The sequence below is a fragment of the Actinosynnema sp. NPDC023587 genome, from assembly GCF_040640215.1.
In the GTDB taxonomy this organism is placed as follows: Bacteria; Actinomycetota; Actinomycetes; order Mycobacteriales; family Pseudonocardiaceae; genus Actinosynnema.
The window spans coordinates 65,989-92,539 of record NZ_JBFABG010000009.1 but is presented as its reverse complement, the minus strand read 5'-3'; the positions used below and the strand labels follow the sequence as shown (position 1 = coordinate 92,539).

General features: G+C 73.5%; 10 protein-coding genes and 1 pseudogene. 3 read left to right on the top strand and 8 right to left on the bottom strand.

Features of this window, described 5'->3' with window-relative positions; genetic code table 11:
* Position 1: 1 nt before the first annotated feature.
* Genes AB0G01_RS23395 through AB0G01_RS23385 form a run of 3 tightly spaced genes read left to right on the top strand, consistent with a single transcriptional unit; the run spans position 2 to position 19,954 of the window.
* Complete coding sequence (locus AB0G01_RS23395; protein WP_360948846.1) at positions 2–18,550, top strand: non-ribosomal peptide synthase/polyketide synthase; 18,549 nt, start codon at positions 2–4, stop codon at positions 18,548–18,550.
* Complete coding sequence (locus AB0G01_RS23390; RefSeq protein WP_360948844.1) at positions 18,547–19,770, top strand: MFS transporter; 1,224 nt, start codon at positions 18,547–18,549, stop codon at positions 19,768–19,770. The genes AB0G01_RS23395 and AB0G01_RS23390 overlap by 4 nt, the downstream gene beginning before the upstream one ends.
* On the top strand, positions 19,760–19,954 hold the full coding sequence (locus AB0G01_RS23385; protein ID WP_360948842.1) for an MbtH family NRPS accessory protein: 195 nt from the start codon (positions 19,760–19,762) through the stop codon (positions 19,952–19,954). Before AB0G01_RS23390 ends, AB0G01_RS23385 begins: the two co-directional genes overlap by 11 nt.
* Before the next feature lie 85 nt (positions 19,955–20,039).
* On the opposite strand, the gene AB0G01_RS23380 is transcribed toward AB0G01_RS23385, so the two are convergent.
* From AB0G01_RS23380 to AB0G01_RS23345, 8 genes and pseudogenes are all read right to left on the bottom strand, one after another.
* Positions 20,040–20,993, bottom strand: coding sequence for a GNAT family N-acetyltransferase (locus AB0G01_RS23380; RefSeq protein WP_360948840.1), 954 nt, complete (start codon positions 20,991–20,993; stop codon positions 20,040–20,042).
* Between the two features lie 114 nt (positions 20,994–21,107).
* Positions 21,108–21,451, bottom strand: a pseudogene (locus AB0G01_RS23375) (hypothetical protein); the annotation flags it as partial.
* Between the two features lie 58 nt (positions 21,452–21,509).
* Positions 21,510–22,100, bottom strand: coding sequence for a hypothetical protein (locus tag AB0G01_RS23370; protein ID WP_360948838.1), 591 nt, complete (start codon positions 22,098–22,100; stop codon positions 21,510–21,512).
* 52 nt (positions 22,101–22,152) lie between these two features.
* Positions 22,153–22,698, bottom strand: a complete 546-nt coding sequence (locus AB0G01_RS23365) for a flavin reductase family protein (protein ID WP_360948836.1) — start codon at positions 22,696–22,698, stop codon at positions 22,153–22,155.
* Positions 22,695–23,957: a cation:proton antiporter gene (locus tag AB0G01_RS23360; RefSeq protein WP_360948834.1), complete on the bottom strand. Its 1,263-nt coding sequence runs from the start codon at positions 23,955–23,957 to the stop codon at positions 22,695–22,697. Before AB0G01_RS23360 ends, AB0G01_RS23365 begins: the two co-directional genes overlap by 4 nt.
* Before the next feature lie 116 nt (positions 23,958–24,073).
* Positions 24,074–25,018 (bottom strand): ATP-binding cassette domain-containing protein, encoded by a 945-nt coding sequence (locus tag AB0G01_RS23355; RefSeq protein ID WP_360948832.1) that lies wholly within the window; start codon positions 25,016–25,018, stop codon positions 24,074–24,076.
* The gene (locus AB0G01_RS23350) at positions 25,018–25,236 is read right to left on the bottom strand and encodes an MbtH family protein (RefSeq protein WP_360948830.1); all 219 of its coding nucleotides are present in this window, start codon (positions 25,234–25,236) and stop codon (positions 25,018–25,020) included. The genes AB0G01_RS23355 and AB0G01_RS23350 overlap by 1 nt, the downstream gene beginning before the upstream one ends.
* A 91-nt stretch (positions 25,237–25,327) precedes the next feature.
* Positions 25,328–26,539, bottom strand: a complete 1,212-nt coding sequence (locus AB0G01_RS23345; protein ID WP_360948828.1) for a cytochrome P450 — start codon at positions 26,537–26,539, stop codon at positions 25,328–25,330.
* Between the last annotated feature and the right edge of the window lie 12 nt (positions 26,540–26,551).

Below are 26,551 nucleotides of genomic sequence, written 5' to 3'. Positions count from 1 at the left end.
CATGACCACCTCCAAGGAAAGCCGCATCTCCGCGCTTCCCGCCCACCTGCGCGAACGCCTGCGCTCCCGGCTCGCCGGGAACGCCGCGCCCGCCGCGACGATCCCCGCCGTGCCGCGCACCGGACCGCTCCCGCTGTCCGCCGGCCAGCAGCGGCTGTGGTTCCTCGACCAGTTCCAGCCCGGTGACACCGAGTACAACAGCGCGCTGGCCCTGCGGTTGGGGGGCGTCCCCGACCTGCCGCGCCTGACCGGCGCGCTGCGCGGCCTGGTGGACCGGCACGAGTCGCTGCGCACGACCTTCGCCGAGGTCGACGGCCAGCCGGTCCAGGTCGTGCACGACGACCTGCGGCTGGAGGTCCCGGTCGTGGACGTCGACGACCTGGCCGGCGCGTTGCGCGCCGAGGTCGAGCGGCCGTTCGAGCTCGCGCGCGGGCCGCTGTTCCGGGCGGTCGTGCTGCGGGTCGCGGCGGACGACCACGTGCTGGTGCTGACCTCCCACCACATCGTCGTCGACGGCTGGTCGCTGGGCGTGCTCGGGGCCGAGCTCGGCGCGCTCTACCGGGGCGAGACCCTGCCGCCGCCCGCGTTGCAGTACGCGGACTACGCGGTGTGGCAGCGGGAGCAGCCGGTCGACGTGGGGTACTGGCGGGATCGGCTGACCGGTGTGCCGCCGCTGGAGCTGCCGACCGACCGGCCGCGCCCCGCCGAGCGGACCACCGCCGGCGCGACGCACGAGTTCACCGTGCCCGCCGGGCTCTCCGACGGGCTCGCCCGGCTGGCCCGCGACCACGAGACCACGCTGTTCACCGCGCTGCTCACCGCGACCCAGGCCCTGCTGGCCCGCTACACCGGGCAGGACGACATCGCGCTGGGCACGGTGACCAGCGGGCGCGGGCGGCCGGAGCTCCAGCAGCTCGTCGGGTTCTTCGTCGGCACGGTCGTCGTCCGGTCCGCTGTGGACACCTCCCGGTCGTTCGAGGAGCTCCTGGAGGCGACCAAGGCCGACGCCCTGGACGCCTTCGCGCACGACGACGTGCCGTTCGACCGGGTGGTCGAAGCCGTCGGCGCACCGCGCGACCCGAGCCGGTCGCCGCTGTTCGACGTCATGGTGGCGATGCAGAACGTCGGCGGCGAGCTGCCCGAGCTCCCCGGCCTGGCGGTGTCCGAGCAGCCGCTGACCCGGCGGCGGGCCAACTTCGACCTCAGCGTCGACTTCACCGGGACCGCCGACGGCGTCCACGCCCTGGTCGAGTACGCGACGGACCTGTTCGACCCGGCCACCGTCGAGCGGTTCGGCCGCCACCTGCTGATCCTGCTGGCCCGCGTGGTCGCGGAGCCGCGCCGGCCGCTGGCCGAGGTGTCGTTGCTGCTCGGCGACGAACCCGACGCGCGCGGCGTCGAGCTCGACGTGCCCGACACCACCTTCCCCGCCCTGTTCCGGGAGCAGGCCGCCCGCACCCCCGGGGCGACCGCCGTGGTCTGCGACGGCGTCCGGCTGACCTTCGCCGAGGTCGAGGCGCGGGCGAACCGGCTGGCCCGGCGGCTGGTCGCGGACGGCGTCCGGCCCGAGCAGGTGGTGGCGATCTCGCTGCCGCGCGGCGTGGACGCGGTGGTCGCGATCCTCGGCGTGATGACGGCGGGCGCGGTCTACCTGCCGGTCGACCCGTCGCTGCCGCAGTCGCGCAGGGCGCACCTGATCGAGGATTCCGGTGCCGTGCGGGTGATCGACGGTCCGGTGGACGTCGACGGGCTGCCCCCGACCCCGCCGCCGGTCGCGCTGCGCTCCGACCACGCGGCCTACGTCATCTACACCTCCGGGTCCACCGGCAAGCCCAAGGGCGTGGTGGTCGAGCACCGCCATTTGGTGAACCTGCTGCACAGCCACCGCGACGACTTCGCCTCCGGGCACCTGCGGGCCGCGCTCACCGCCGTGTTCTCGTTCGACACGTCGTGGGAGGGCCTGGTGCTCATGGCCGACGGCCACGAGCTGCACGTGCTGACCGACGAGGTCCGGCTGGAGCCCGACGCGCTGGTGCGCTACGTGCAGGACCACCGGATCGACTTCCTCGACCTGACGCCGTCCTACGTCCAGCAGCTCCTGCCCGCCGGGCTGCTCGACGGCGCGCACAAGCCGAAGTTCCTGATGCTGGGCGGCGAAGCGCTCGGCGCGTCGCTGTGGCGGGAGCTCGCGAACTCGCCGACCCGCGCGTACAACTTCTACGGCCCGACCGAGACCACGGTCGACGCCGCCTCGGCCCCGGTCACCGGCGACCGGCCGGTGATCGGCCGACCGCTGCGCAACCTGGCGCTGCACGTGCTCGACGTCAACCTCCAGCCGCAGCCCGTGGGCGTGCCCGGCGAGCTGTTCATCACCGGCGCGCAGGTCGCGCGCGGCTACCTCCACCGGCCGGGCCTGACCGCGAGCAGGTTCCTCGCGGACCCGTTCGGTCCGCCGGGGTCGCGCATGTACCGCACCGGCGACCGCGTCCGGTGGGTCGGCGACCAGCTCGAATACCTGGGCCGCACCGACGACCAGGTCAAGATCCGCGGGTTCCGGATCGAGCCGGGCGAGGTCGAGGCGGCGCTGTTGAGCCACCCCGACGTCGCGGAGGCCGCGGTCGTCGCGCGCACCGACAACGGGCACGCCCGGCTGGTCGGGTACGTCGTCACGGCGGGCCCGGTCGAGCTGCGCGAGCACCTGCGCCGGCTGCTGCCCGACTACCAGATCCCGGCCGCGTTCGTGGAGCTGGACCGGATCCCGTTGACGCCCAACGGGAAGCTCGACCGGGCCGCGCTGCCCGCGCCGGCCGCCAGGGGCGACGAGGACTTCGTCGCGCCGGCCACTCCCGCGCAGGCGGAGCTGGCGCGGATCTGGGCCGAGGTGCTGGGTGCCGAGCGGGTTGGCGTGCACGACAACTTCTTCACCCTGGGCGGCGACTCGATCCTGTCCATCCAGGTGGTGTCCCGCGCCCGGCAGGCCGGGTTCCGGCTCACCTCGCGGGACGTGTTCCGGCACCAGACCGTCGCCGAGCTCGCGCTCGTGTCGGCGAGCACGCCGGAAGCCGCGCCGGTGCGCGTGTTCTCCGGTCCCGCGCCGCTCACGCCCATCCAGCGGTGGTTCTTCGCCGAGCACGGGCCGCTGGCGCACTTCACGATGACCCTGCTGGTCGAGCTGGAGCCCGAGGTCGAGGAATCGGTGCTCCGCGAGGCTCTGCGGACCGTCGTCGCGCACCACGACGCCCTGCGGTTGCGGTTCCGCGAGGTCGACGGGCAGTGGACCCAGGACGTCACGGCGGTCGAGGGTGACGTGCTGACCACCGGGTCCGACCTCGACGCCGACGCCGTCGCCGCGCGGCAGCACCTCGACATCGGCGACGGCCCGCTGCTGCGCGCGGTGCTGTTCCCCGGCGAGCGGCCGAAGCTGCTGCTCACCGTGCACCACCTGGCGGTGGACGGCGTCTCGTGGCGGATCTTGTTGGAGGACGTGGAGAAGGCGTACCGGGGTGTCGCGCTGGAGCCCGTCGGCACGTCGTTCACGCAGTGGGCGCACCGGTTGGCCGAGCACGTCGCCTCCGGCGCGCTGGACGACGCGCTGCCGCACTGGCGCGCCGTGCCCGAGCCGGTGTCGCTGCCGGTGGACCGCGACGGTCCCAACACCGCGGCGTCGGCGCGGACCGTGTCGGTGCGGCTGGACCGCGAGACCACCGACGCCGTGCTGCACCAGGTGCCGCCGGTGTACCGGACGCAGGTCAACGACGTGCTGCTGAGCGCGTTGGGCCGGGTGCTCGCCGAGTGGACCGGGCGGGACGCGGTCGCGGTCGCGCTGGAGGGCCACGGGCGCGAGGAGCTGTTCGACGCCGACCTGTCCCGCACGGTCGGCTGGTTCACCACCCAGTTCCCGGTCGTGCTGCCGACCACCGACGAGTGGGGCAGCACGCTCAAGGCCGTCAAGGAAGCCCTGCGGGCCGTGCCGCACAAGGGGTTGAGCTACGAAGCGCTCGACGTCGGCACCGGCCTGCCGCCGATCTCCTTCAACTACCACGGCCGGTTCGAGGTCGCGGACGGCGGTTTCTTCCGCGCGCGGCAGGACGCGGCCGGTGCCGACCTCGCCCCCGACCGGCCCCGCAGCCACCTGCTGGACGTGACGGGCCTGGTCGAGCACGGCGAGCTCCGACTGACCTGGGAGTACTCGGAGAACGTGCACGACGGCGACACCGTGCGGCGGCTGGCCGAACGGGTGCTGGAGGCGTTGCGGGAGATCGTGGCGCACTGCGCGTCGCCGGGTGCGGGCGGGCACACCCCGTCGGACTTCCCGCTGGCCCGGCTCACCCAGGAGCAGGTGGACCGGATCGCCGGGCCGGACGTCGAGGACGTCTACCGGCTCACCCCGTTGCAGGCCGGCATGGTCTTCCACAGCCTGGTCGAGCCCGGCGCGTACGTCGACCGGATGCGCCTGGTGCTGGACGGCGTCACCGACGCGGGCGCGCTGTTCGAGGCGTGGCAACGGGTCGTGGACCGCACGCCGGTCCTGCGCAGCAGCGTCGTGTGGGACGGGGTGGACGAGCCGGTGCAGGTGGTGCACCGCCACGTCGTGCTCCCCCGGGACGGGGAGATCGACCTCGGTGTCGCGCCGCTGCTGCGCGTGCGGGTCACGCCGCTGGGCGAGGACCGCGTGGAACTGGCGTGGTCGTCGCACCACGTGATCCTGGACGGCTGGAGCACCGGGCAGGTGTTCAGCGAGGTGCTGGAGCACTACCGGGCCATCACGTCGGGGCAGCCCGCCCGGCTGCCCGCGCGCCGCCCGTTCCGCGACTACCTGCGCTGGCTCGCCGACCAGGAGGGCACCGAGGCCCACTGGCGCGCCGTGCTGTCCGATGTGGACGGACCGACCGCGCTGCCGTTCGACCGGCCGCCCGCCGAGGCGCACCGGGCCGAGGCGTCCGAGTCGGTGCGGATCACCGCCGACCTGGGCGACGCGCCGCAGCGCGCGGGCCTGACCGTCAACACGGTGGTGCAGGGCGCGTGGGCGGTGCTGCTGGCCCGGGTGTCCGGCGAGCGCGACGTCGTGTTCGGCAGCACCGTGTCCGGCCGGCCGGCGGAACTGCCCGGGGTCGAGACCATGGTGGGGATGCTCATCAACACCGTCCCGACCAGGGTGTCGGTCGACACGGCCGCGCGGGTCGGGGCCTGGCTGCGGGACCTCCAGGCCGTGCAGGGGGAAGCCCGCCGCTACGACCACACCTCGCTGGCCGAGATCCAGTCGTGGGCCGGCACGCGGCTGTTCGACAGCGTCATCGTGTTCGAGAACTACCCGTTCGACCAGGCCGGCGACGGGCCGCGCGTGGTCGAGATCGACGCGGTGGACAACACCACGCTGCCGCTGACGCTCACCGCGTCGGTGACCGACCGGCTCAACCTGGAGCTGGCCTACGACCCGGACCTGTTCGACCGCGCCACGGCCGAGCGGCTCGCCGGCTGGCTGGGTGACCTGGTCGCGGCGATCGCACGGGACACCGACGCCCGGATCGCCGACCTGCCGTGGTTGTCCCCCGAGGACGAGAACCGGGTCCTGGTGGCCTGGAACAGGACCGGGCTGGACACGCCGGACGCGCTCTACCCGCAGGTGTTCGCCGAGCAGGCGCGCCGGACGCCGGACGCGACCGCGCTGGTGTTCCAGGGCGAGGCGTACACGTTCGCCCGGCTCGACGCCCGCGCGAACCGCCTGGCCCACCACCTGGTCGAGCGCGGCGCGGGCCCGGAGCGCACGGTGGCCGTGCGGCTGCCCCGGTCCGCCGACCTCGTGGTGGCGGTCCTGGCGGTGCTCAAGGCCGGTGCGGTGTACCTGCCGATCGACCCCGAGCTGCCCGCCGAGCGGATCGACTTCCTGCTGGCCGACGCGAAACCGGCGCTGGTGCTCGACGCGCTGCCGGACCTGACCGGCTCGCCGGACACCGCTCCCCCGGTCGTGCTCCGGCCGGAGCACGCGGCGTACGTGATCTACACCTCCGGTTCCACCGGCAAGCCCAAGGGCGTCGTGGTGGAGCACGGCCAACTGGCGAACCTGTTCTACGCCAACCGGCACGACCTGATGGCCGCGCCGACCCGGTTCGCCGTCACCGCCACGTTCTCGTTCGACACGTCGTGGGAAGGGCTGCTGTTCCTGGCCGCCGGCAACGAACTGCACGTCATCGACGACGAACTGCGCCTGGACCCGGCCGCGCTGGTCGACTACGTCACGACCCACGGCATCGGCACGGTCGACCTCACGCCGACCTACGCGCACCGGCTGATCGCCGCCGGGCTGCTGGCGTCCGGCGTCCGCCAGGTGCTGGTCGGCGGCGAGGCGGTGGACGCCGCGCTGTGGCGGCACATCGCCGACTCCCCCGTGACGGGCTTCAACTACTACGGCCCCACCGAGACCGCGGTCGACGCGGTGGCCACCGAGATCCTCGGCGACCGGCCGATGATCGGCCGCCCGCTGCACAACGTCCGGGCCTACGTCCTGGACGGCGACCTCCGGCCGGTGCCCCCGGGCGTGGTCGGTGAGCTGTTCGTCGCGGGCGCGCAGGTGGCGCGCGGCTACCTGGGGCGCGCGGGGCTCACCGCCCAGCGATTCCTGCCCGACCCGTTCGGCGCGGCCGGCCGGCGGATGTACCGGACCGGCGACCGGGTGCGGTGGGTCGACGGGCGGCTGGAGTACCTGGGCCGCGCCGACGACCAGGTGAAGATCCGCGGGTTCCGGATCGAGCCGGGCGAGGTGGAAGCCGCCCTGCGGACCGTGCCGGGCGTGCGGGACTCCGTCGTCGTGGTGCGCGACAACCGGCTCATCGGCTACGTCACCGGCACCCCCGGGAGCGACCCGCGCGCCGTGCTGGGCGCGGTGCTGCCCGACTACCTGGTGCCGGCGGCGGTGGTCGAGCTCGACACCTTCCCGCTGTCCCCCAGCGGGAAGGTCGACCGCCGGGCGCTGCCCGCGCCCGAGTTCTCGGGCGAGTTCACCCCGCCGCGCACCGACGCGGAACGGACCGTCGCCGCCGTGTGGGCCGAGGTGCTCGGCCTGTCGAGGGTCGGCGCGGACGACAACTTCTTCGCGCTCGGCGGCGATTCGATCCTCAGCATCAACGTGACGTCCCGGCTGCGCGCGGCGTTCGGTGCCCAGTTGTCGCCCCGGGCGCTGTTCCAGCACCCGACGGTGTCCGGGCTGGCCACCGCGATCTCCGGCGAGTCGCCGGTGGAGGCGATCCCCGCCGTGCCGAGGGACTCTTCGGCGTGGCCGCAGTCCCCCGCCCAGCGGCGGCTGTGGTTCCTCGACCAGTTCGAGCCCGGCGGCACGGAGTACGTGACGCCGACCGCGCTGCGGCTGCGGGGCCGGCTGGACGTCGAGGCGCTGCGGCGCGCGGTGAGCGGCCTGGTCGCCCGGCACGAATCGCTGCGCACCACGTTCGACCAGGACGTGCAGGTGGTCAACGCGCCCTTCGCGATCGCCCTGGCGGTCGAGCACGGGCCGTGGGAGGCGGTGCTCCGGGAGGAAGCGGGTACGCCGTTCGACCTGCGGCGCGGTCCGCTCGTCCGGGCGCGGCTGGTGCGCGTCGGCGACGACGACCACGTGTTCGTGCTGACCCTGCACCACATCATCACCGACGGCTGGTCGACCGGCGTGCTGATGCGCGACCTCGCCGCCCTGTACGCGGGCGACGAGCCGCCGCCGGCGGCGGTGCAGTACGTCGACTTCACCGAGTGGCGGCAGGACCCGCCGATCGACTACTGGACGTCGCGGCTGGCCGGCGTCCCGCCGCTGGAGCTGCCGACCGACCGGCCGAGGCCGGCGGTGCGCACCGGCGCGGGCGCGATGCACTCGTTCACGGTGCCGGCCGAGGTCGCCGACGCCCTGCGGACCCTGGCCCGGCGGCACGGCGACACCCTGTTCACGACGCTGGTGGCGGCGTGCCAGGTGCTGCTGGCCCGGTACACCGGTCAGGACGACATCGCGGTCGGCACGGCCGTGTCCGGCCGGGGCCGGGCCGAGCTGGACGACGTGGTCGGCCTGTTCGTCAACACCGTCGTCCTGCGGTCCACCGTGGACACCCGGCGGACGTTCACCGAGTTCCTGGACGAGGTCCGGGCCACCGTGCGGGACGGTTTCGCCCACCAGGACGTCCCCTTCGAACGGGTCGTCGAGGCGGTCCGGCCGGATCGCGACCCGAGCCGCAACGCCCTGTTCGACGTGATGGTCCTGGTCCAGAACACCGGGACCGACGTGCCGGAGCTGCCCGGTCTGCGGGCGGCCGAGCTGCCGTTGCCGCTGTCCACCGCGACCTGCGACCTGACCTTCGAGTTCGGCGAGGCCGACGGGGAGCTGCACGGCGCGGTCGAGTACAGCACGGACCTGTTCGACGCCGGCACGGTCGACCGGCTGGCCCGGCACCTGGTGGTGCTGCTGGCCGAGGTCACCGCCGACCCGGACCGCCCGACCGCCGGCATCCCGCTGGTGCTCGGCGACGAGCCCGACGGTCGCGGCGTGCGGCGGCCGGTGCCCGACACCACGTTCCCGGCGCTGTTCGAGGCGCAGGCCGCGCGCACGCCGGACACGACCGCGCTGGTCCACGGCGACACCCGGCTGACCTACGCCGAGGTGGACGAGCGCGCGAACCGCCTCGCCCACCACCTGATCGCGCACGGCGCGGGCCCGGAGCGCACGGTCGCGGTGATGCTGCCCCGGTCGGCCGCCGTGGTCGTGGCGATCCTGGCCGTGCACAAGGCGGGCGCGGTCTACCTGCCGGTCGACCGGGACCTCCCGCGCGACCGCGTCGACTTCCTGCTGGGCGACGCCGAGCCGGCGCTGGTCCTGGACTCGTGGCCGGACCTGGCCGGGTACCCGGACGGCCGTCCCGACGTCGTGGTCCGACCGGACCACGCGGCGTACGTGATCTACACCTCCGGTTCCACCGGCCGGCCCAAGGGCGTCGTGGTGGAGCACCGGCAACTGGTGAACCTGCTGCACAACCACCGCCACGACTTCGCGGGCGAACCGCTGCGCGTGGCCCTGTCGGCGGTGTTCTCGTTCGACACCTCCTGGGAAGGCCCGCTGCTCATGGCGGACGGGCACGAGCTGCACGTGCTGCCCGACGAGGTCCGGCTGGAGCCCACCGCCCTGGTGGACTACGTGCGCGAGCACCGGATCGACTTCCTGGACCTGACGCCGTCCTACGTGCGGCAGCTCCTGCCCGCCGGGCTCCTCGACGGCGAGCACGCGCCGAAGGTGCTGATGCTCGGCGGCGAAGCGCTGCCCGACTCCCTGTGGCAGGAGCTGGCCGACGCGCCCACCCGGTCCTACAACTTCTACGGCCCCACCGAAACCACGGTCGACGCCGTCTCCACGCCCGTGGTGGGCGACCGGCCCCTGATCGGGCGTCCGCTGGCCAACCTGGTCGCCTACGTGCTGGACGACCAGCTCCAGCCGACGCCGACCGGCGTGCCGGGCGGGCTGTACCTGGCCGGCGCGCAGGTGGCGCGCGGCTACCTGAACCGGCCCGGCCTCACCGCCTCCCGGTTCCTGGCCGACCCGTTCGGCGAGCCCGGTGCCCGGATGTACCGCACCGGCGACCGCGTCCGGTGGGTCGGCGACCAGCTCGACTACCTCGGCCGCGACGACGACCAGGTGAAGGTGCGCGGGTTCCGGATCGAGCTCGGCGAGGTCGAGACCGCGTTGCAGCACCACCCCGACGTCGCGCAGGCCGTCGTGGTGGCCCGGGAGCACAACGGGCACAACAGGCTCGTCGCGTACACCGTCGGCACGGCGGCGGACCTCGCCGCGTGGCTCAAGGACCGGCTGCCGGACTACCTGGTGCCGTCGGCCTTCGTGCCGCTGGAAGCCATCCCGATGACGCCGAGCGGCAAGGTGGACCGCCGGGCGCTGCCCGCGCCGACGTTCACCGACGCCGGGTACGTCGCACCGGCGGACGGCACCGCGACCGAGCTGGCCGCGATCTGGGCCGAGGTGCTCGGGGTGGCGCGGGTCGGCGCGCGGGACAACTTCTTCGCGCTGGGCGGCGACTCGATCCTGAGCATGCAGGTCGTCTCGCGAGCACGGCAGGCCGGCCTGAAGCTGACCTCCAAGGACATCTTCCTGCGGCAGACCGTCGCCGACCTGGCGCTCGCGGTCACCGAGGACACCGGCGGCACGCACCACACGCCCACCGGGCCGGCCCCGCTGACCCCCGTCCAGCGGTGGTTCTTCGCCGAGCACGGACCGCTGGCGCACTTCACCATGTCCGTGCTCACCGAGCTGGACCACGTGGACGTCCCGGCGCTGCGCACCGCCCTGCGGAAGGTCGTGGCCCACCACGACGCGCTGCGCACCCGGTTCACCCAGGTCGACGGGCAGTGGTGGCAGGAGGTCTCCGACACCGCGCACGACGTCCTGCACGTCGAGTCCACCCTGGACCACGAGGCGGCGGCCGACGCCGCGCGGGCCGGGCTGGACCTGCGGCGGGGGCCGTTGTTCCGGGCCGTGCTGTTCCCGGACGGCAAGCTGTTCCTGACCGCGCACCACCTGGTCGTCGACGCGGTGTCGTGGCGGATCGTCCTGGACGACCTGGCCACCGCCTACCGGGGCGGCGACCTCGGGCCCAAGCCCACCGCGTTCACCACCTGGGCGCACCGGCTGGACGCGCACGTCCGCGAAGGCGCGTTCGACCGGTCGCTGCCGCACTGGGTGGCGACGCGGACCGACGAGCCGGTCCCCACCACGGCGGGCAGTGCGCGCAGCGTCACCGTGCGGCTGGGCAAGGCGGACACCGACGCCCTGCTGCACCGGGTGCCCGACGCGTACCGCACGCAGGTCAACGACGTGCTGCTGACCGCGCTGACGTCGGCGTTCGCCGGTCGTGCCCTGGTCACTCTGGAGGGCCACGGCCGCGAGGAGCTGTTCGACCTCGACCTGTCCCGCACGGTCGGCTGGTTCACCGCCCAGTTCCCCGTGGAGCTGGAGATCCCGGCCGGTGACTGGGGTGACGCGCTCAAGGCGGTCAAGGAGCGCCTCCGGGCGGTCCCGGACCGCGGGCTGAGCTACGAGGCCCTGCGGTACGCCGATCGCGGGCTGGCCGGCCGACTGCCCGGCGTGTGCTTCAACTACCTCGGGCAGTTCGAGTCCGGCTCGATCAGCGAGGGCGAGCACGGTCGCGACGTGCCGGACACCCTGGTCCGACCGCACCTGCTGGACATCACCGCCGCCGTGGCGGACGGAGAACTCGCGCTCGACTGGGAGTACTCCACCGAGACCCACGACGAGTCGGCGGTGCGGGCGCTGGCGGACCGGATGGTGGACGCGCTGCGCGGGATCGTGGCGCACTGCGCGTCGGCCGGTGCGTGGGGTCGCACGCCGTCGGACTTCCCGCTGGCCCGGCTCGACCAGGCGCAGGTGGACCGGGTCGCGCGTCCCGACGTGGAGGACGTCTACCCGCTCACGCCGTTGCAGGCGGGCATGCTGTTCCACAGCCTCGTGGACGACAGCACCGCGTACTTCAACCAGCTCCGCGTCCGACTGTCCAACGTCGACTCCCCGGAGCGGTTGGCGCGGGCGTGGCAGCGGGTGGTCGACCGCACGCCGATCCTGCGCACGGCCGTGGTGTGGGAGGGCGTGGACGAGCCGGTGCAGGTCGTCCACCGCGATGTCGTCCTGCCGGTCGAGTACGCGCCGGTCACCGACGAACTCGTCGCCCGCGACGCGGGAACGGGCCTGGACCTGACCCGTGCGCCGCTGATGCGGTTGACGGTCGGGCGGGTGTCCGAGCACGAGGTCGACCTGCTGTGGACGTCGCACCACCTGCTGCTCGACGGCTGGAGCACCGCGCAGGTCTTCGGCGAGGTGCTGGCCGAGTACGCGGGTGGCACCCCGGTCGCGCGGCGGCCGTTCCGGGACTACCTGGAGTGGCTGGCCGCCCAGGACCCGGTGGCGGCCGAGGACCACTGGCGCGGCGTGCTCGGCGGGGTCGCCGACCGCACCCCCCTGCCCTACGACCGCCCGCCGGCCGAGGCGCACCGGGCCGAGTCCACGGCGCGCGTCGGCTTGGACCTGCCCGCCGCGCGGCTCGCGGAAGTGGCCCGCACCAACGGGTTGACCGTGAACACGCTCGTGCAGGGCGCGTGGGCGTTGTTGCTGGCCCGGATGTCCGGTGAGCGCGATGTCGTGTTCGGCACCACGGTGTCCGGGCGGCCGGCCGAGCTGCCGGGCGTGGAGGACATGGTCGGCATGTTCATCAACACCGTGCCCACCAGGGTGTCGGTGGACCCCCGGGACGACGTGCTGTCGTGGCTGCGCCGGTTGCAGGAGTCGCAGACGGAGTCGCGGCGGTTCGACTTCGTGTCCTTGGCGCAGGTGCAGTCCTGGTTCGGCGGACCGTTGTTCGACAGCCTGCTGGCGTTCGAGAACTACCCCGTGGAGGCGGCCTCCGACGACGCCCCCCAGGTCGGCGAGGTCGACGGGCTGGACACGACGACGTTCCCGTTGACCGTCCGGGCGCACGTCGACGACGAACTGCACGTCGAACTCACCTACGACCCCCGCCTGTTCGACGGCTCCACCGTCGAGCGGCTCGGCGAGCGGTTGGGCCGGCTGCTGACCGGGCTCGGCGACGACCCACACCGGACGGTCGGCGAACTGCCGTGGCTGTCCGCCGAGGAACGGCACCAGGTGCTGGTCGAGTGGAACGGGAAGGGCACCGGCGAGACCACCTCGACCATCCCCGCCCTGTTCGCCGCCCAGGCCGCCCGCACCCCGGACGGTGTCGCGGTCACCTTCCAGGACACCGCGCTGACCTACCGCGAGCTCGACGAGCGCGCGAACCGGTTGGCCCACCACCTGATCGCCCTGGGCGCGGGGCCGGAGCGGTTCGTGGCCCTCGTGCTGCCCCGCAGCGCCGACCTGGTCGTCGCGGTGCTGGCCGTGCTGAAGTCCGGCGCGGCGTACCTGCCGATCGACCCGTCCTACCCGCAGGACCGGATCGTCGGCATGATCGACGACGCCCGGCCGGTCGTCGTGCTCGACTCGCTGCCCGACGTCTCCGCACACCCCTCGGTGGCACCGGAAACGGCGCTGCTCCCGGAACACCCGGCGTACGTGATCTTCACGTCGGGCTCGACCGGGAAGCCGAAGGGCGTGGTGATCCCGCACGGCAACGTCGAGCGCCTGTTCTCGGCCACCGACCACTGGTTCGGCTTCGACGAGAACGACGTCTGGACCCTCTTCCACAGCTACGCCTTCGACTTCTCCGTCTGGGAGCTGTGGGGTCCGCTGCTGCACGGCGGACGTCTCGTGGTGGTGCCCTACGACATCTCGCGGTCGCCGGCCGATTTCGCCCGGCTCCTGCGTGACGAGGGCGTCACCGTGCTCAACCAGACGCCTTCCGCCTTCTACCAACTGCTGCCCGAACAGCCCGACGCCCGGTTCGTCATCTTCGGCGGCGAGGCGTTGGACCTGGCCAAGGTCGCGGACTGGCAGGGCAGCGGCGCGCTGATCAACATGTACGGCATCACCGAGACCACCGTGCACGTCACCTACACCGAAGCCGACGGCAGCATCGGCGTCCCCATCCCCGACCTGCGGGTCTACGTGCTCGACGAGGACCTCCAACCGGTGCCGCCCGGGGTCCCCGGCGAGATGCACGTGGCCGGGCCCGGCCTGGCCCGGGGCTACCTCAACCGGCCGGGGCTCACCGCGTCGCGGTTCGTCGCGGACCCGTTCGGCGAGCCCGGATCGCGGATGTACCGCACCGGTGACCTGGCGCGCTGGGCGGACGGCCGCCTGCACTACCTGGGCCGCGCCGACCACCAGGTGAAGGTCCGGGGGTTCCGGATCGAGCTCGGCGAGATCGAGGCGGTGCTGGCGGGGTTCCCGTCGGTGCGCCAGGTCGCCGTGGTGGTCCGGGACGAGCGGCTGGTGGCCTACGTGGTCGCCGACCAGGTTTCGGTGGCGGAGCTGCGGGACCACGCGGCCCGGTCGCTGCCGGAGCACATGGTGCCGAGCGCGTACGTCGCGCTGGACCGGTTGCCGCTCAACGCCAACGGCAAGCTCGACCGCGCGGCGCTGCCCGCCCCGGAGCGCGCGGCGTCGGTCGGTGACGGGTACGTGGCCCCGCGCACGGAGGCCGAACGGCTGGTCGCCGGCGTGTGGGAGGACGTGCTGGGGCTGGCGCGGGTCGGCGCGGAGGACAACTTCTTCGCGCTGGGCGGCGATTCGATCCTCAGCATCCGGGTGGCCTCGCGGCTGCGCGAGTCGTTCGACCTCTCGCCCCGCACGCTGTTCGACCACCCCACCGTCGCCGGGCTGGCCGCCGCGTTGACCGGGGGCGCGCTCGCGCCGATCCCGCGCGCCACCGGTGACCTCCGGTTGTCGTTCGCGCAGCAGCGCTTGTGGTTCCTCGACCAGTTCTCGCCGGGCGGCACGGAGTACGTGACGCCGTTCGCGGTGCGGTTGGGCGGCGACCTCGACGTGGCGCGGCTGGAGCGGGCGCTGACCGCGCTGGTCGCGCGGCACGAGTCGCTGCGCACGACGTTCCCCGCCGTGGACGGGCTGCCCGTGCAGGTGGTGCACCCGCCGCACGAGGTGCGCCTCCCGGTCCTGGACGCGATGCCGGAGATCGAGCCGTTCGACCTCGGCGCGGGCCCGCTGTTCCGGCCGGCGCTGGTGCGGACCGGGCCGGCCGAGCACGTGCTCGCGCTGACGATGCACCACATCGTCACCGACGGCTGGTCGGGCGGTGTCGTGATGACCGACCTGGCCGGGCTGTACTCGGGCGGGACGCTGCCCGAACTGCCGGTGCGGTACGCGGACTTCGCGGCGTGGCAGCGGGACCTGCCGCTGGACGAGCACCTCTCGTACTGGCGCGACCAGTTGGCCGGGGTGCCCGCGCTGGAGCTGCCGACCGACCGCCCGCGTCCGCCGGTGCACACGAACGCGGGCGCGCAGGTGGAGTTCTCCGTGCCCGGTCGGGTCGCGGACGCCCTGCGCGACCTCGCCCGGCGCAACGACAGCACGCTGTTCATGGCGCTGATCGCGGCCTGCCAGGTGTTGTTCCACCGCTGGTCGGGTCAGGACGACTTCGCCATCGGCACGGTCGCGGCGGGCCGGGAGCGGCCCGAGTTCGACCGGATGGTCGGGTTCTTCGTCAACACGCTGACGCTGCGGGCCCGGATCGACCCGCGGACGTCCTTCGCCGAGTTCCTCGGGGCGGTGCGGGGCACCGTGCTGGACGCGTTCGCGCACCAGGACGTGCCGTTCGAACGCGTGGTGGACGCGGTGCAGCCGGACCGCGACACCAGCCGCACGCCGTTGTTCCAGGCCGTGGTGGCGTTGCAGAACGCGCCGCAGGCGGCCGGGTTCGCCGATCTGGCGGCCTCCGACGTCGACCAGCCGGTGGTGTCCACCGGGTTCGACGTGACGGTCGAGTTCACCGAGCTCGACGACGGCGGGCTCGCCGGGTCGATCGAGTACAACACCGACCTGTTCGACGCGGTGACCGCCGCCCGGCTGGCCCTGCACCTGGGCGTGCTGCTGGACGGCATCGCCACCGACGCGCGGCGTCCGCTGTGGGCCCTGCCGGTGCTGCCGCCCGTCGAGCGAGCGGCCGTGGAGCGGTTCGGGTCCGGCGGTGACCCGGTGCCGTTCGAGTCCTTCGCGGACCTGGTCGAAGCGCAGGTCGGGCGCACGCCCGACGCCGTCGCGCTGGCCGGCGCGGAGGAGCTGTCCTACGCGGAGCTCAACGCGGCGGCGAACCGGTTGGCCCACCACCTGATCGCGCGGGGGGCGGGACCGGAGCGGATCGTCGCGGTCCGGCTCCCCCGGTCGACCGCCCTGGTGGTGGCCGAGCTGGCGGTGCTCAAGGCCGGTGCGGCGTTCCTGCCGGTCGACCCGGCCTACCCGGCGGAGCGGACCGCGTTCATGCTCGACGACGCGAAGCCGCTGCTGGTGCTGGACGGGCCGGTCGACGTCGAGGGCCTGCCCGACACCGACCCGGGGGTGGCGGTCCACCCCGACCACCCGGCGTACGTGATCTACACGTCGGGTTCGACCGGGCGGCCCAAGGGCGTCGTGGTGTCCCACCGGGGCATCGCCACGTTCTCGGCCGCCGAGGTGGAGCACCTCGACGTGCGGCCGGGCGACCGGGTGCTCCAGTTCTCCTCCCCCAGCTTCGACGCCTCGGTGCTGGAGCTGTGCATGGCGCTGCCCGCCGGGGCCGCACTGGTCGTGCCGCCGGAAGGGCCGCTGCTGGGCGACCAGCTCGCGGACGTGATCGCCGGGCAGCGCGTGACGCACGCGCTCATCCCGCCGGTCGCGCTGGCGACGCTGCCGGACGTGGCGCTGCCGGAGTTCCGGACGCTGGTCGTGGGCGGTGACGCGTGTTCGGCGGACCTGGTGGCCCGGTGGGCTCCCGGGCGGCGGATGGTCAACGCCTACGGGCCCACCGAGTCGACCGTGGTGACGTCGTGGAGCTCGGCGCTGACCCCCGGCGGCGCACCGCCGATCGGGCGGCCGATCCCCGGCACCCGCACCCACGTGCTCGACGCGGCGTTGCAGCCGGTGCCCATCGGCGTGCCCGGTGAGCTGTACGTGGCGGGCGTCGGCCTGGCGCGCGGCTACCTCGACCGGCCCGGCCTGACCGCGACGCGGTTCGTGGCGAACCCGTTCGACGGCGGCCGGATGTACCGGACCGGCGACGTCGTGCGGTGGAACCGCGACGGCGAGCTGGAGTTCGTCGGGCGGGCGGACGAGCAGGTCAAGATCCGCGGGTTCCGCATCGAGCTCGGGGAGATCGAGACGGCCCTCCTGCGGCACCCGGACGTGCGGGAGGCCGTGGTGGTCGCGCGGGCCGACGGGGCCGGCCACAAGCGGTTGGTGGCCTACGTGGTCGGCCGGGTGGAGAAGCTGCGGGACTTCCTCGGCGAGTCGCTGCCCGACTACCTGGTGCCGTCGGTGTTCGCGCCGGTGGACGCGATCCCGGTCAGCCCCAACGGGAAGGTGGACCGGGCCCGGCTGCCGGAACCGGACTTCTCGGCGCTGTCGACGGCCGGGTACGTGCCGCCGGCGGGCCCGGTGGAGGAGTCGCTGGCCGCCGTGTGGGCGGACGTGCTGGGCGTGCCGAAGGTCGGTTCGGCCGACAACTTCTTCGGCCTGGGCGGCGATTCGATCCTGAGCATGCAGGTGGTCGCCCGCGCCCGCCAGGCCGGGCTCCGGTTCACCACCAAGGAGCTGTTCCAGCACCAGACGGTCGCGCAGCTCGCGCCCGTGGTGCGGGTGGAGGAGTCCGCCGGCGACCAGGCGGCGGTGGTCGGCGCGGTGCCGTTGACGCCGATCCAGCACTGGTTCCTGCACTCCGGGCGGCGCAACCCGAACCACTTCAACCAGTCGCACTTCGTCGAGCTCGACCCCGCGGTCGACGTCGACCGGTTGCGGCGGGCGCTGACCGCCCTGCTCACCCAGCACGACGCGCTGCGGATGCGGTTCACCACCGTCGACGGCGAGTGGCGGCAGGAGAACGCGGACGTCTCGGCGGTGGACGCCCTGACCGTGGTGTCCGATGTGGACGACCAGGAGGCGTACGCGGACCAGGTGCACGCCGGGCTGGACATCGTGGAGGGCCCGCTGTTCAGGGCGGTGCTGTTCGCCGACGCGGACCACCCCCGGCTGCTGCTGGTCGCCCACCACCTCGTGGTGGACGGCGTGTCCTGGCGAATCCTGCTCGACGACCTGGAGACCGCCTACCACGGCCGGGACCTGGGTGCCAAGACGACGTCGTTCCAGTCCTGGGCGCGCCGGCTCACGGCGCACGTCGAAGAAGGCGGGTTCGACGCCGAGGTCGCGTACTGGGACAAGCCGTTGCCGGAGCAGGAGAAGTCGTCCGCCGCGACGGAGGTGGAGACCGTCGAGCTGTCCGAGAGCGACACCGAAGCGCTGCTGCGCGGCGCTCCCGCCGCCTACCGGACGCGCATCAACGACGTGCTGCTCGCGGCGTTGGCGTGGTCGCTGTCGCGGTGGACCGGGTCGTCCAAGGTGTCCGTCGACCTCGAAGGCCACGGCCGCGAGGACCTGTTCGACGACGTGGACCTCTCGCGCACGGTCGGTTGGTTCACCACGGTCTTCCCGGTGGAGCTCGAAGTGCCCGACGGCGACTGGCGGTCACGGGTCAAGGCCGTGCGGCGGCAGTTGCGGTCCGTGCCGGCCAACGGGATCGGCTACGGCGCGCTGCGCCAGCACGGCCGGGTCACCGGCGGCGGCGTGCCCGCGGTGGCGTTCAACTACCTGGGCCAGTTCGACTCCGGCTCGGAGGAATCGGGACTGTACCGCGCGGTGCTGCCCTCCATCGGGCACGAGCACGACCCGGCGGACCAGGGCGAGCACCTGATCGACGTGGTCGGCGAGGCCGGCGGCGGTCGGCTCGGGTTCTCCTGGTACTACCACCCGGACGTGCACGCGCCCGACGTGGTGCGGCGGGTCGTGGCCGATTTCGGGCTCGCGCTGCGGGCGATCGCCGAGGACTGCCGGGGTGCGGTGTGACCGTCTCGCTGGCCCGCAACCGGAACTACACCCTGCTGTGGGGCGGCCAGGCCCTCGCCGAGGTCGGGTTCTCCGCCTCGATGATCGCCTTGCCGCTGCTGGCGCTGGCGATCACCGGCTCGCCGATCCTGTCCGGCCTGGTGCTGGCCGTGGACGCCACCGCGCAGTTGATCACCGGCGTGCCGGCGGGCGCGCTGGTGGACCGGCTGGACCGGCGGAAGATCATGCTGGCGTGCGAGGCGGCGCAGGCGCTCGCCCTGGCCTCGCTGGTGGTCGCGCTGATCGTGGCCGCGCCCTCGTTCTGGCACATGGCGGCGGTGGCGGCGGTGCTCGGCGTGTGCCGGGCGCTGTTCGAACCCGCCGAGGACGCGTGCCTGCCGCGCTTGGTGCCCGACGAGCAGTTGGCCACCGCCGTGGCGATGAACGCGGCGCGGTCGTCGTTGGGCCAGATGGCGGGCACCGCGCTCGGCGGCGTGCTGTTCGCCGTGCTGCGGTGGCTGCCGTTCCTGCTCGACCTCATCACGCACTGCCTGGCGTTCGTGGCGCTGGTGTTTCTGCGGGTGCCGCCCAGGGAACCCGTCGTCAACCGGCGGCACTTCGTCCGGGAGATGGGCGACGGGCTGAGGTGGGTGTGGCAGCGGCGGGAGATCCGGGTCACGGCGCTCTGCGCGGTCGTGCTGAACCTCTTCTTCACCGCGTTCTACCTCGTGGTCATCGTGCTGGCGCAGGCGCGCGGGGTGTCTTCCGGCGCGATCGGCGTGATGGCCGCGATGCTCGGCGTCGGCGGTGTGGTGGGTGCGCTGATGGCACCGTGGCTGCACCGCGCGCTGGGGTCCTACGTCTCGATCGCGTCGGTGTTCTGGGTGTTGACGTTGCTGACACCGGTCGCGTACTTCGTGTCCGACGGATTCGTGATGGGCGGGCTGTTCGCGCTCATGACGTTGTTGGCTCCCACCGCCAACACCACGATCTCGACGCACCAGTTGCTGCTCACCCCCGACGAGTTGCGCGGGCGGATGAGCGGGGTGCTGTCGGTCGTGGTGGGGGCGGCGGGCGCGCTGGGACCCGCCCTGGGCGGGTTGCTCACCGAATTCCTCTCCGCGGACCGGGCCGTCCTGGTCTGCGCGGTGGGGATCGCCGTGGTTACCGCGTTCGTGACGGTCAGTCCGACCTTGCGGCGCTACTCAGTTGATCAGGAAGGTGTTCCCGATGAGGTCTGACATCGCCTACCAGGTGCTGGTGAACGACGAGGGCCAGTACTCGCTGTGGCCGGCGCACCAGCCGGTCCCGGCGGGCTGGGTCGCGGACGGCAAGACCGGCACCCTGGACGAGTGCTCCGCCCACGTCGACGAGGTGTGGACCGACATGCGGCCGAAGTCCCTGCGGGACGCGATGTCGGGCTGACGCGTGACGACCCGTGCCGGGCGGTTCGCCCGGCACGGGTCGGGTGTTCGGGGGGTGCGGTCCGCCCCCGCACCCCGAAGTCCGCTCAGCCCGCGCTCGCGGACTTGATCAGCGGCACGTCCCGCGAGAGCTCCCGGAACCCGACGCCGTAGTACAGCCCGCGCGCCATCGGGTGCCCCGGTGCGCCCAGGCAGGCGACCGTCGCGTGGGTGGCCCCGGCGGCCCGCGCCAGGTGCATCCCGTGCAGGAGCATCGCCGTCGCCACCCCCCGACGCCGGTAGCCGGGGTGCGTCCCGACCGGCTCGAACTCGACGGTCCGGTTCACCTCGTCCAGCCACATGATCGTCGAGGACGCCATGGTCCCGTCCGGTGCCTCGACCAGGACGTGCAGGTCGCCCCGGTACCCGGCGGTCGCCCGGACGCCCTGGTAGGACTCGGCGGTGTACGCCGAGTGGACCCACGCGTCCCGGTGGGCCCGCACCACGGCCTCGGGCCCGACCTCGTCGGCGGTGCGGAACCGGAACCCGGCCGGCAGCACCGGCCGGTCCACGTCGAGGAGGTCGCGCTCGGTGAGCTGGGTCCACGACCCGGTGTCGCCGAGCGCCCCGGGGTCGGTCCGGTAGCCGTGCGCCGCCCACCGCCGCAGGGCGGGTTCGTCGGCGGCACCCGGCAGCACCGTGCGCTCGACGCCCGCCGCCGTGCGGTCGTACCAGTCGACCACCTCGTCGACCAGTCCGGCGTGGTCGGGGTGGACCTGGTACGCCAGGTACGCCTCGGTGATCTCCTTCACCGACCCGTCGCGCCGCCGCACCCGGCGCGGGAGCCGGGCCCAGCCCCACGCCACCAGCTCCCCGCCGGCGAACCACAGCCGACGCCGCCAGCTCGCACCCTCCTCGGCGTGCCCCCGGCCCCAGTTCCAGGCCAGCTCGCCGAACGACGCGTCGCTGTTCACCAGCTCCGGGCGGGTGGCGGTGACCCGCTGCGCCAGCCCCTGCATGAGCTGCACGTCAGCGGCGGTCACCAGGTCGACTTCGGTCATGGTGCGTCACTGTGTCAGGGCTCCGCGTAGCCGTCGACCCGATTTCCGGCGGGCTCGACCGGGACACCGCCCACTCCCGGCCAGGCCCCGGATGTGCGGCCATCGCGGCAGCGCCTCGCGACGCTCGGTTCCGGACTGGTGGACCTGTGCGCAGGCCCATTCGTCGAGCGGGGTGCGGTCGAAGCGTTCGACCTCGCCGTTGGTCTGGGATCGGTGGGCGCGGGTGCGTTTGTGGGTGATGCCGTCGGCGGTGAGGGTGTCGACGTGGACCAGGTCGCCGGGCGCGGCGTGTTCGTAGCGGTGCACCGGCGCGGCGGTGGCCCGGTCCAGGTGCGCCAGGCGGGCCGGGCCCCAGCGGCGGGCCGGCCGGACTTCACGGTCCGGCGTTCGCGGCGGGTGGGCAGGCGACGTGGGCTGTGGTGGGGGCGGCTGGAGCGGTCGACCAGACCCGCCTCCCCCATTCCGACGTCATCCGACTCCGTGCCGGACCGCCCACGACCTCCCGGGGCAGTACACCTAGACCGGCAGCGGCTCGGTGATCTCCCAGCCCGCGTCGACGGCGGCGACGAGCAGTTCGACCTGGGTCGGCGAATGCACCGCGGCCCACCCGCGCAGCGCTCCGAGGAATTCCGTCAAATCGCGTTGCGCTTTTCTCAGCATTCCCGGCAACGCCTTCCGCGCGAAGTCCACCGACGGCCCGGCGCGCCCCTCCCCCGGCCAGACCCGCACCACGTCGCCACCCGCGTACTCGACCCACGGTCCCGGCCCGAGGTCGACCTCCCCGCGGTACAGCGCCGCCAGCCACGTGCGCCACGCGAACAGGTCCGAGCGCGGTCCCGGTTCGACGCACGTGTCCTCGTCGCGCAGCAGCAGGCCACCGGGCGCGTAGAGGACGTCGAAGCCGATCAGCTCGTGCACGGCCTCGTCGGGGGTGCCGGCACCGCGCCCGCCGGCGGCGAGGTACAGGGCGCGCAACGCGCTGCCCACGTCCTGCCGGTCCGCGTTCCCGTCGAGGTGCAACCAGCTCCCGCCGGGCGCGGCGACCGGCCCGGCGGCGAAACCCCCGCCGGGCGGGTCGACGCGGATGACCGGGGAGAAGGACGGCACCGCACCGAGGCTAGCGCCGGAACCGCCTTCGCGGAGTGCTCCGCCGGGGCGATCACGGATGGCGAGTGGCCGAGTCCTCACCGTTTTCGGCGGGTTTACCGGCTTGCCACACCTGGTATTCGCGTAAACCGTAGAGCAGTGGCAGGTGACCCGATTCCCGGGCCACGTGGAATGTTTCACCGAACACGACGGTGTGGTCGCCGACCGGCTCGGTGCGGCTCACCCGGCAGTCCGCCACCGCGTGCGCGTCCTCCACCAGGTGCGGTCCGGCCGCGCCGGCCTCCTGCCGCCACGGGATCAGGTCGAAGCGGTCCGGTGCGCCGGAGGCGAACAGCTCGGCCACCGGGCGGGCGTTGCCGTGCAGGAAGTTCACCGCGAACGCGCCGGTGGCCAGCACGGCCCCCAGCGTGGGGCTGCCGTTGCGCAGGCACACCAGCAGGGTCGGCGGCGAGAGCGTCACGCTGCACACCGACGACACCGTCATGCCGCGCGGCGATCCGTCCGGCGCGGTCGTGGTGATGATCGCGACGCCGGTCGGGAAGTGGGACATCAGGGCGCGGAAGTCGGCGACCGGGGTGGCCGGCACCGACCGGGTCACGGCGCACCGCCGGGCAGGTCCGGGACGAGCACCCTGGGCGCGGCGGCGGTGACGCGCGCGCGGCGCTCGATCAGCGACAGCAGGGGGCCGGTCATCGCCGTGGTCACCAGGGCCATCACCACCAGGGCCAGGAAGAGCTGCACGGACAGCAGTCCGGCGCTGTACCCGGCCTGGAGCACCACGATCTCGGTGAGGCCCCGGGTGTTCAGCAGCACGGCGACGGTGAGCGACGTGCGGCGGTCCTGGCCGCCGAGCCGCGCGCCCAGGTAGCCCCCGCCGACCTTGCCGACGACGGCGAGCGCCACGGCGAGCAGGATGGCCACCCACGGCACGGCCGCGCGCGGCGCGTTCGCCACGCCGATGCCGGCGACCACGAAGAAGACCGGCACCAGCAGCCGCCCGAGCTGCGTCACCGGCCGCACGACGGTCGTCCACGGACCGGCGGGCAGGGCCAGGCCGACCACGAAGGAGCCGAACACGGCGGTCAGGCCCCAGTGCTCGAACTCGAAGGCGAACAGCAGGGCCAGGGCGGCGACCACGAGGCCGGTGGAGCGGGGGAAGCGCTCGGCGGCGGCCATCGGGGCCCGGCCGCGCAGCAGGACGCGGCCGAGCACGGTCACCGCGATCCCGATCACGAGCAGCAGGAGGGACATCAGCACGCCACCGGAGATGCCGAGCGCGATCACCAGGAGCACCCAGGCAGCGGAGTCGGTCACGACGGCGGCGGCCATCGAGAGCTTGCCCGCCGGGCTGTCCACCATCCGCCGGTCTTCCAGGATGCGCGCCAGCACCGGCACGGCGGTCACGCTCAGCGCCACCGCGATCATCAGCACCAGGGCGGGGGCGGGTGCGGTGCCGCGCACGTCGGGGTCGGCGGCCAGCAGCACCCAGGCGGCCATCCCCAGGCCCGCGAGCAGCGCCGGCACGAACGAGCCGACGGTCACCCAGCCCACGGCCTTCGCGCCGAGCCCGGCCTTGCCGTGCCGCAACTCGTGCGCCACGCCGACCAGGAACAGCACCAGACCGATCTGGCCGAGCGTCTTGAGCAGGCCGACGACGTCGGCGGGCAGCACCTGCGCGAGACCGGCCGGTCCGCCCACCGCGATCACGGCGGGGACGACCAGGATGCCGGCCAGGATCTCGCCGACCACTTCGGGCTGTCGCGTGGCACGGGCCGCGACCCGGCCCAGGAACGCGGCGAGCAGGACCACCGCAAGGACCGCCGCGACGTGTCCGACCAGCAGGAAGAGGTCGCTCATGCCCGCGCCCCCGGTCGTCCGGTGCGGGGCTGATGCCTGCTCATGGACAGCGCTCGGCTGCCCTCGAAGTTCTGCGTGCGGTAGGGCACGGCGGTTCCTTCCTGCTCGGGTGGTCTCTACTGCTCCGTCGGGTGTCCGACGAGGTTGAAGAACACGTCGTCCAGGGTCGGTCGGCGCAGCGAGAAGTCGGCCACCTCGACTCCGGCATCCCGAAGTGCCACCGCGGCTGTGGCGATACCGTCCATACCGTCTTTCAATTGCAGCTTGACCAGTCCCCTGGCCGTGTCCGTGGTCGGCGCGTCGATCGCGAGGGGGCCGAGCACCGCCAGCGCGTCCGCCACCCGGTCGGGCAGCGCGACGGCGACCTCCAGCCGCTCCTGGCCGACCTTGCGCTTGAGCTCGTCGGGGGTGCCGTCCGCGATGACCTGCCCGGCCGCGATGACGACGATCTGATCGGCCAGGTAGTCGGCCTCCTCCAGGTACTGGGTGGTCAGCAGCACGGTCACGCCCTCGGCGACCAGCCCGCGCACGGTGTTCCACAGCGATTGGCGGCTGGCCGGGTCCAGGCCGGTGGTCGGCTCGTCCAGGAACAGCACCTGCGGGTTGCCGACCAGGCAGCTCGCCAGGTCCAGCCGGCGGCGCATCCCGCCGGAGTAGGTGCCCACCGGGCGGTCGGCCGCCGCGACCAGGTCGAAGCGCTCCAGCAGCTCCCCCGCCCGCCGGCGGGCACCGGCACCGCCCAGGTGCAGCAGCCGGCCCAGCAGCACCAGGTTCTCCCGGCCGGTCAGCAGCTCGTCCACCGCGGCGTTCTGACCGGCCAGGCCGATCCGGCGGCGCACCTCGCGGGGGTGCTCCACGACGTCGAACCCGGCCACCCGCGCGGTGCCGCCGTCCGGCACCAGCAGCGTCGCCAGCACCCGCACGGCGGTGGTCTTGCCCGCGCCGTTGGGCCCCAGCACGCCGAGCACCGACCCGGACCGCACGGACAGGTCGATGCCGCGCAGCGCCTCGGTCTTGTCGTAGGTCTTGCGCAGGCCGGAGACCTCGATCGCGAGGTCCATCAGCGCGCCTTGCTCTCGTGGGCCTCGCGGAGGCTGCGCGGGCGCATGTCGGTCCAGTTGTCCTCCACGTAGGACAGCGCCGCGTCCCGGGTCGTCTCCTCCAGGGCCGCGGTCCACCCGGCGGGCACGCGGGCGAACGCCGGCCACAGGCAGTGCTGGCCTTCGTCGTTCACCAGCACGAGAAACCGGCCGTCCTGGTCGTCAAAGGGGTTCGTCACTCTCGGTTCTCCGTACCCTCGCGGTGGATGGGGGCCCAGTCGGCCCATGCTTTCCGCGCGCGCTGACCGCGCGCTGACGGATCGGTGATGGTCAGCGGCGCTCCGGCACGAGCTCGACCGGCAGGCTGCTGTAGCCGTGGACGAAGTTGGAGAACAGCCGGGTCCCCGGACCGGGCACCCGGATCTCGGCGACGAGGTCGCGCAGGCCCTCCAGCACCGAGCCGACGTGGGCGCGGCCCAGGAACGCGCCGAGGCAGAAGTGCGGGCCGAAGCCGAACGCGATGTGCCGGTTCGGGGTGCGGCCGAGGTCGAACCGGGTGGGGTCGGGGAAGACGTCCTCGTCGAAGTTCGCCGAGCTGTTCCACATCGTCACCACGTCGCCCTCGCGGATGGTCCGGCCGCCGAGCTCGACCTCCGCCACCGCGCGCCGGCCGAAGTGCATGGCGGGCGTGGTCCAGCGGAGCACCTCCTCGGTGGCCGACTCGACGTCCACCTCACCGGACTTGAGCCTGCGCCACTGCTCGGGGTGCTCGGCCAGGGCGAGGATCGCGCCGATGGACGACATCCGGCTGGACTCGTCCGCGCCGAGGATGAGGCTGTAGGAGTTGAACACCACCTCGTCCTCGGCCAGCGGTGCGCCGTCGATCAGGCCGTTGGCCAGCGCGGAGAGCACGTCGTCGCCGGGGTTGCGCCGGCGCTGGTCGGCCAGGCCGGTGAAGTAGAGCAGGATCTCGTTGCGCGCCAACCACTCGTCCATCTCCGACTCCGCCGAGCTCAGCCGGCTCAGCGTGCGGTTGTTCCAGTCCACCAGGCGCGGCCGGTCGGCGGTGGGCACGTCCATCAGGTCGCCGATGGTGTTGATCGGGATGTGGTCGGCGACGTCGGTGGCGAAGTCGCACGCGCCGCGCGTGAGCACGTCCTCCAGCAGGCTGTAGGTGCGCCGGCGGACCTGCTGCGCGACCACCTCCAGCAGGCGGGGCGAGAACGACTTGAGCATCAGGTTGCGCACCGCGCGGTGCCGTGCGCCGTCGGTGACGGCCAGCATCTTGCCGGACGCGGAGTCGTTGCCCTGCAACAACGTGGTCAGCACGTTGCCGCGTTCGGAGGTGAGCCGCTTGTTGTCCTTGTAGGCGGCGACGCAGTCGGCGTGGCGGGACACGGCCCAGAAGCCCGGCTGGTCGCCGCGCGGCTCGTTCCAGTGCACGGGGCTCTCGGCGCGCAGGCGTTGCCACAGCGCGGTCAGGTCGACGTCCAGGAACGTCTGCGGGTCGGCGAGGTCGACGGTGGCCAGGTCGGCGGTCATGTCGGCGCGTCC

Coding starts and splice junctions, on each gene's coding strand:
- AB0G01_RS23395 (WP_360948846.1), top strand. CDS start 2: ATGACCACCTCCAAGGAAAGCCGCATCTCCGCGCTTCCCGCCCACCTG.
- AB0G01_RS23385 (WP_360948842.1), top strand. CDS start 19,760: ATGAGGTCTGACATCGCCTACCAGGTGCTGGTGAACGACGAGGGCCAG.
- AB0G01_RS23380 (WP_360948840.1), bottom strand. CDS start 20,993: ATGACCGAAGTCGACCTGGTGACCGCCGCTGACGTGCAGCTCATGCAG.
- AB0G01_RS23360 (WP_360948834.1), bottom strand. CDS start 23,957: ATGAGCGACCTCTTCCTGCTGGTCGGACACGTCGCGGCGGTCCTTGCG.
- AB0G01_RS23355 (WP_360948832.1), bottom strand. CDS start 25,018: ATGGACCTCGCGATCGAGGTCTCCGGCCTGCGCAAGACCTACGACAAG.
- AB0G01_RS23345 (WP_360948828.1), bottom strand. CDS start 26,539: ATGACCGCCGACCTGGCCACCGTCGACCTCGCCGACCCGCAGACGTTC.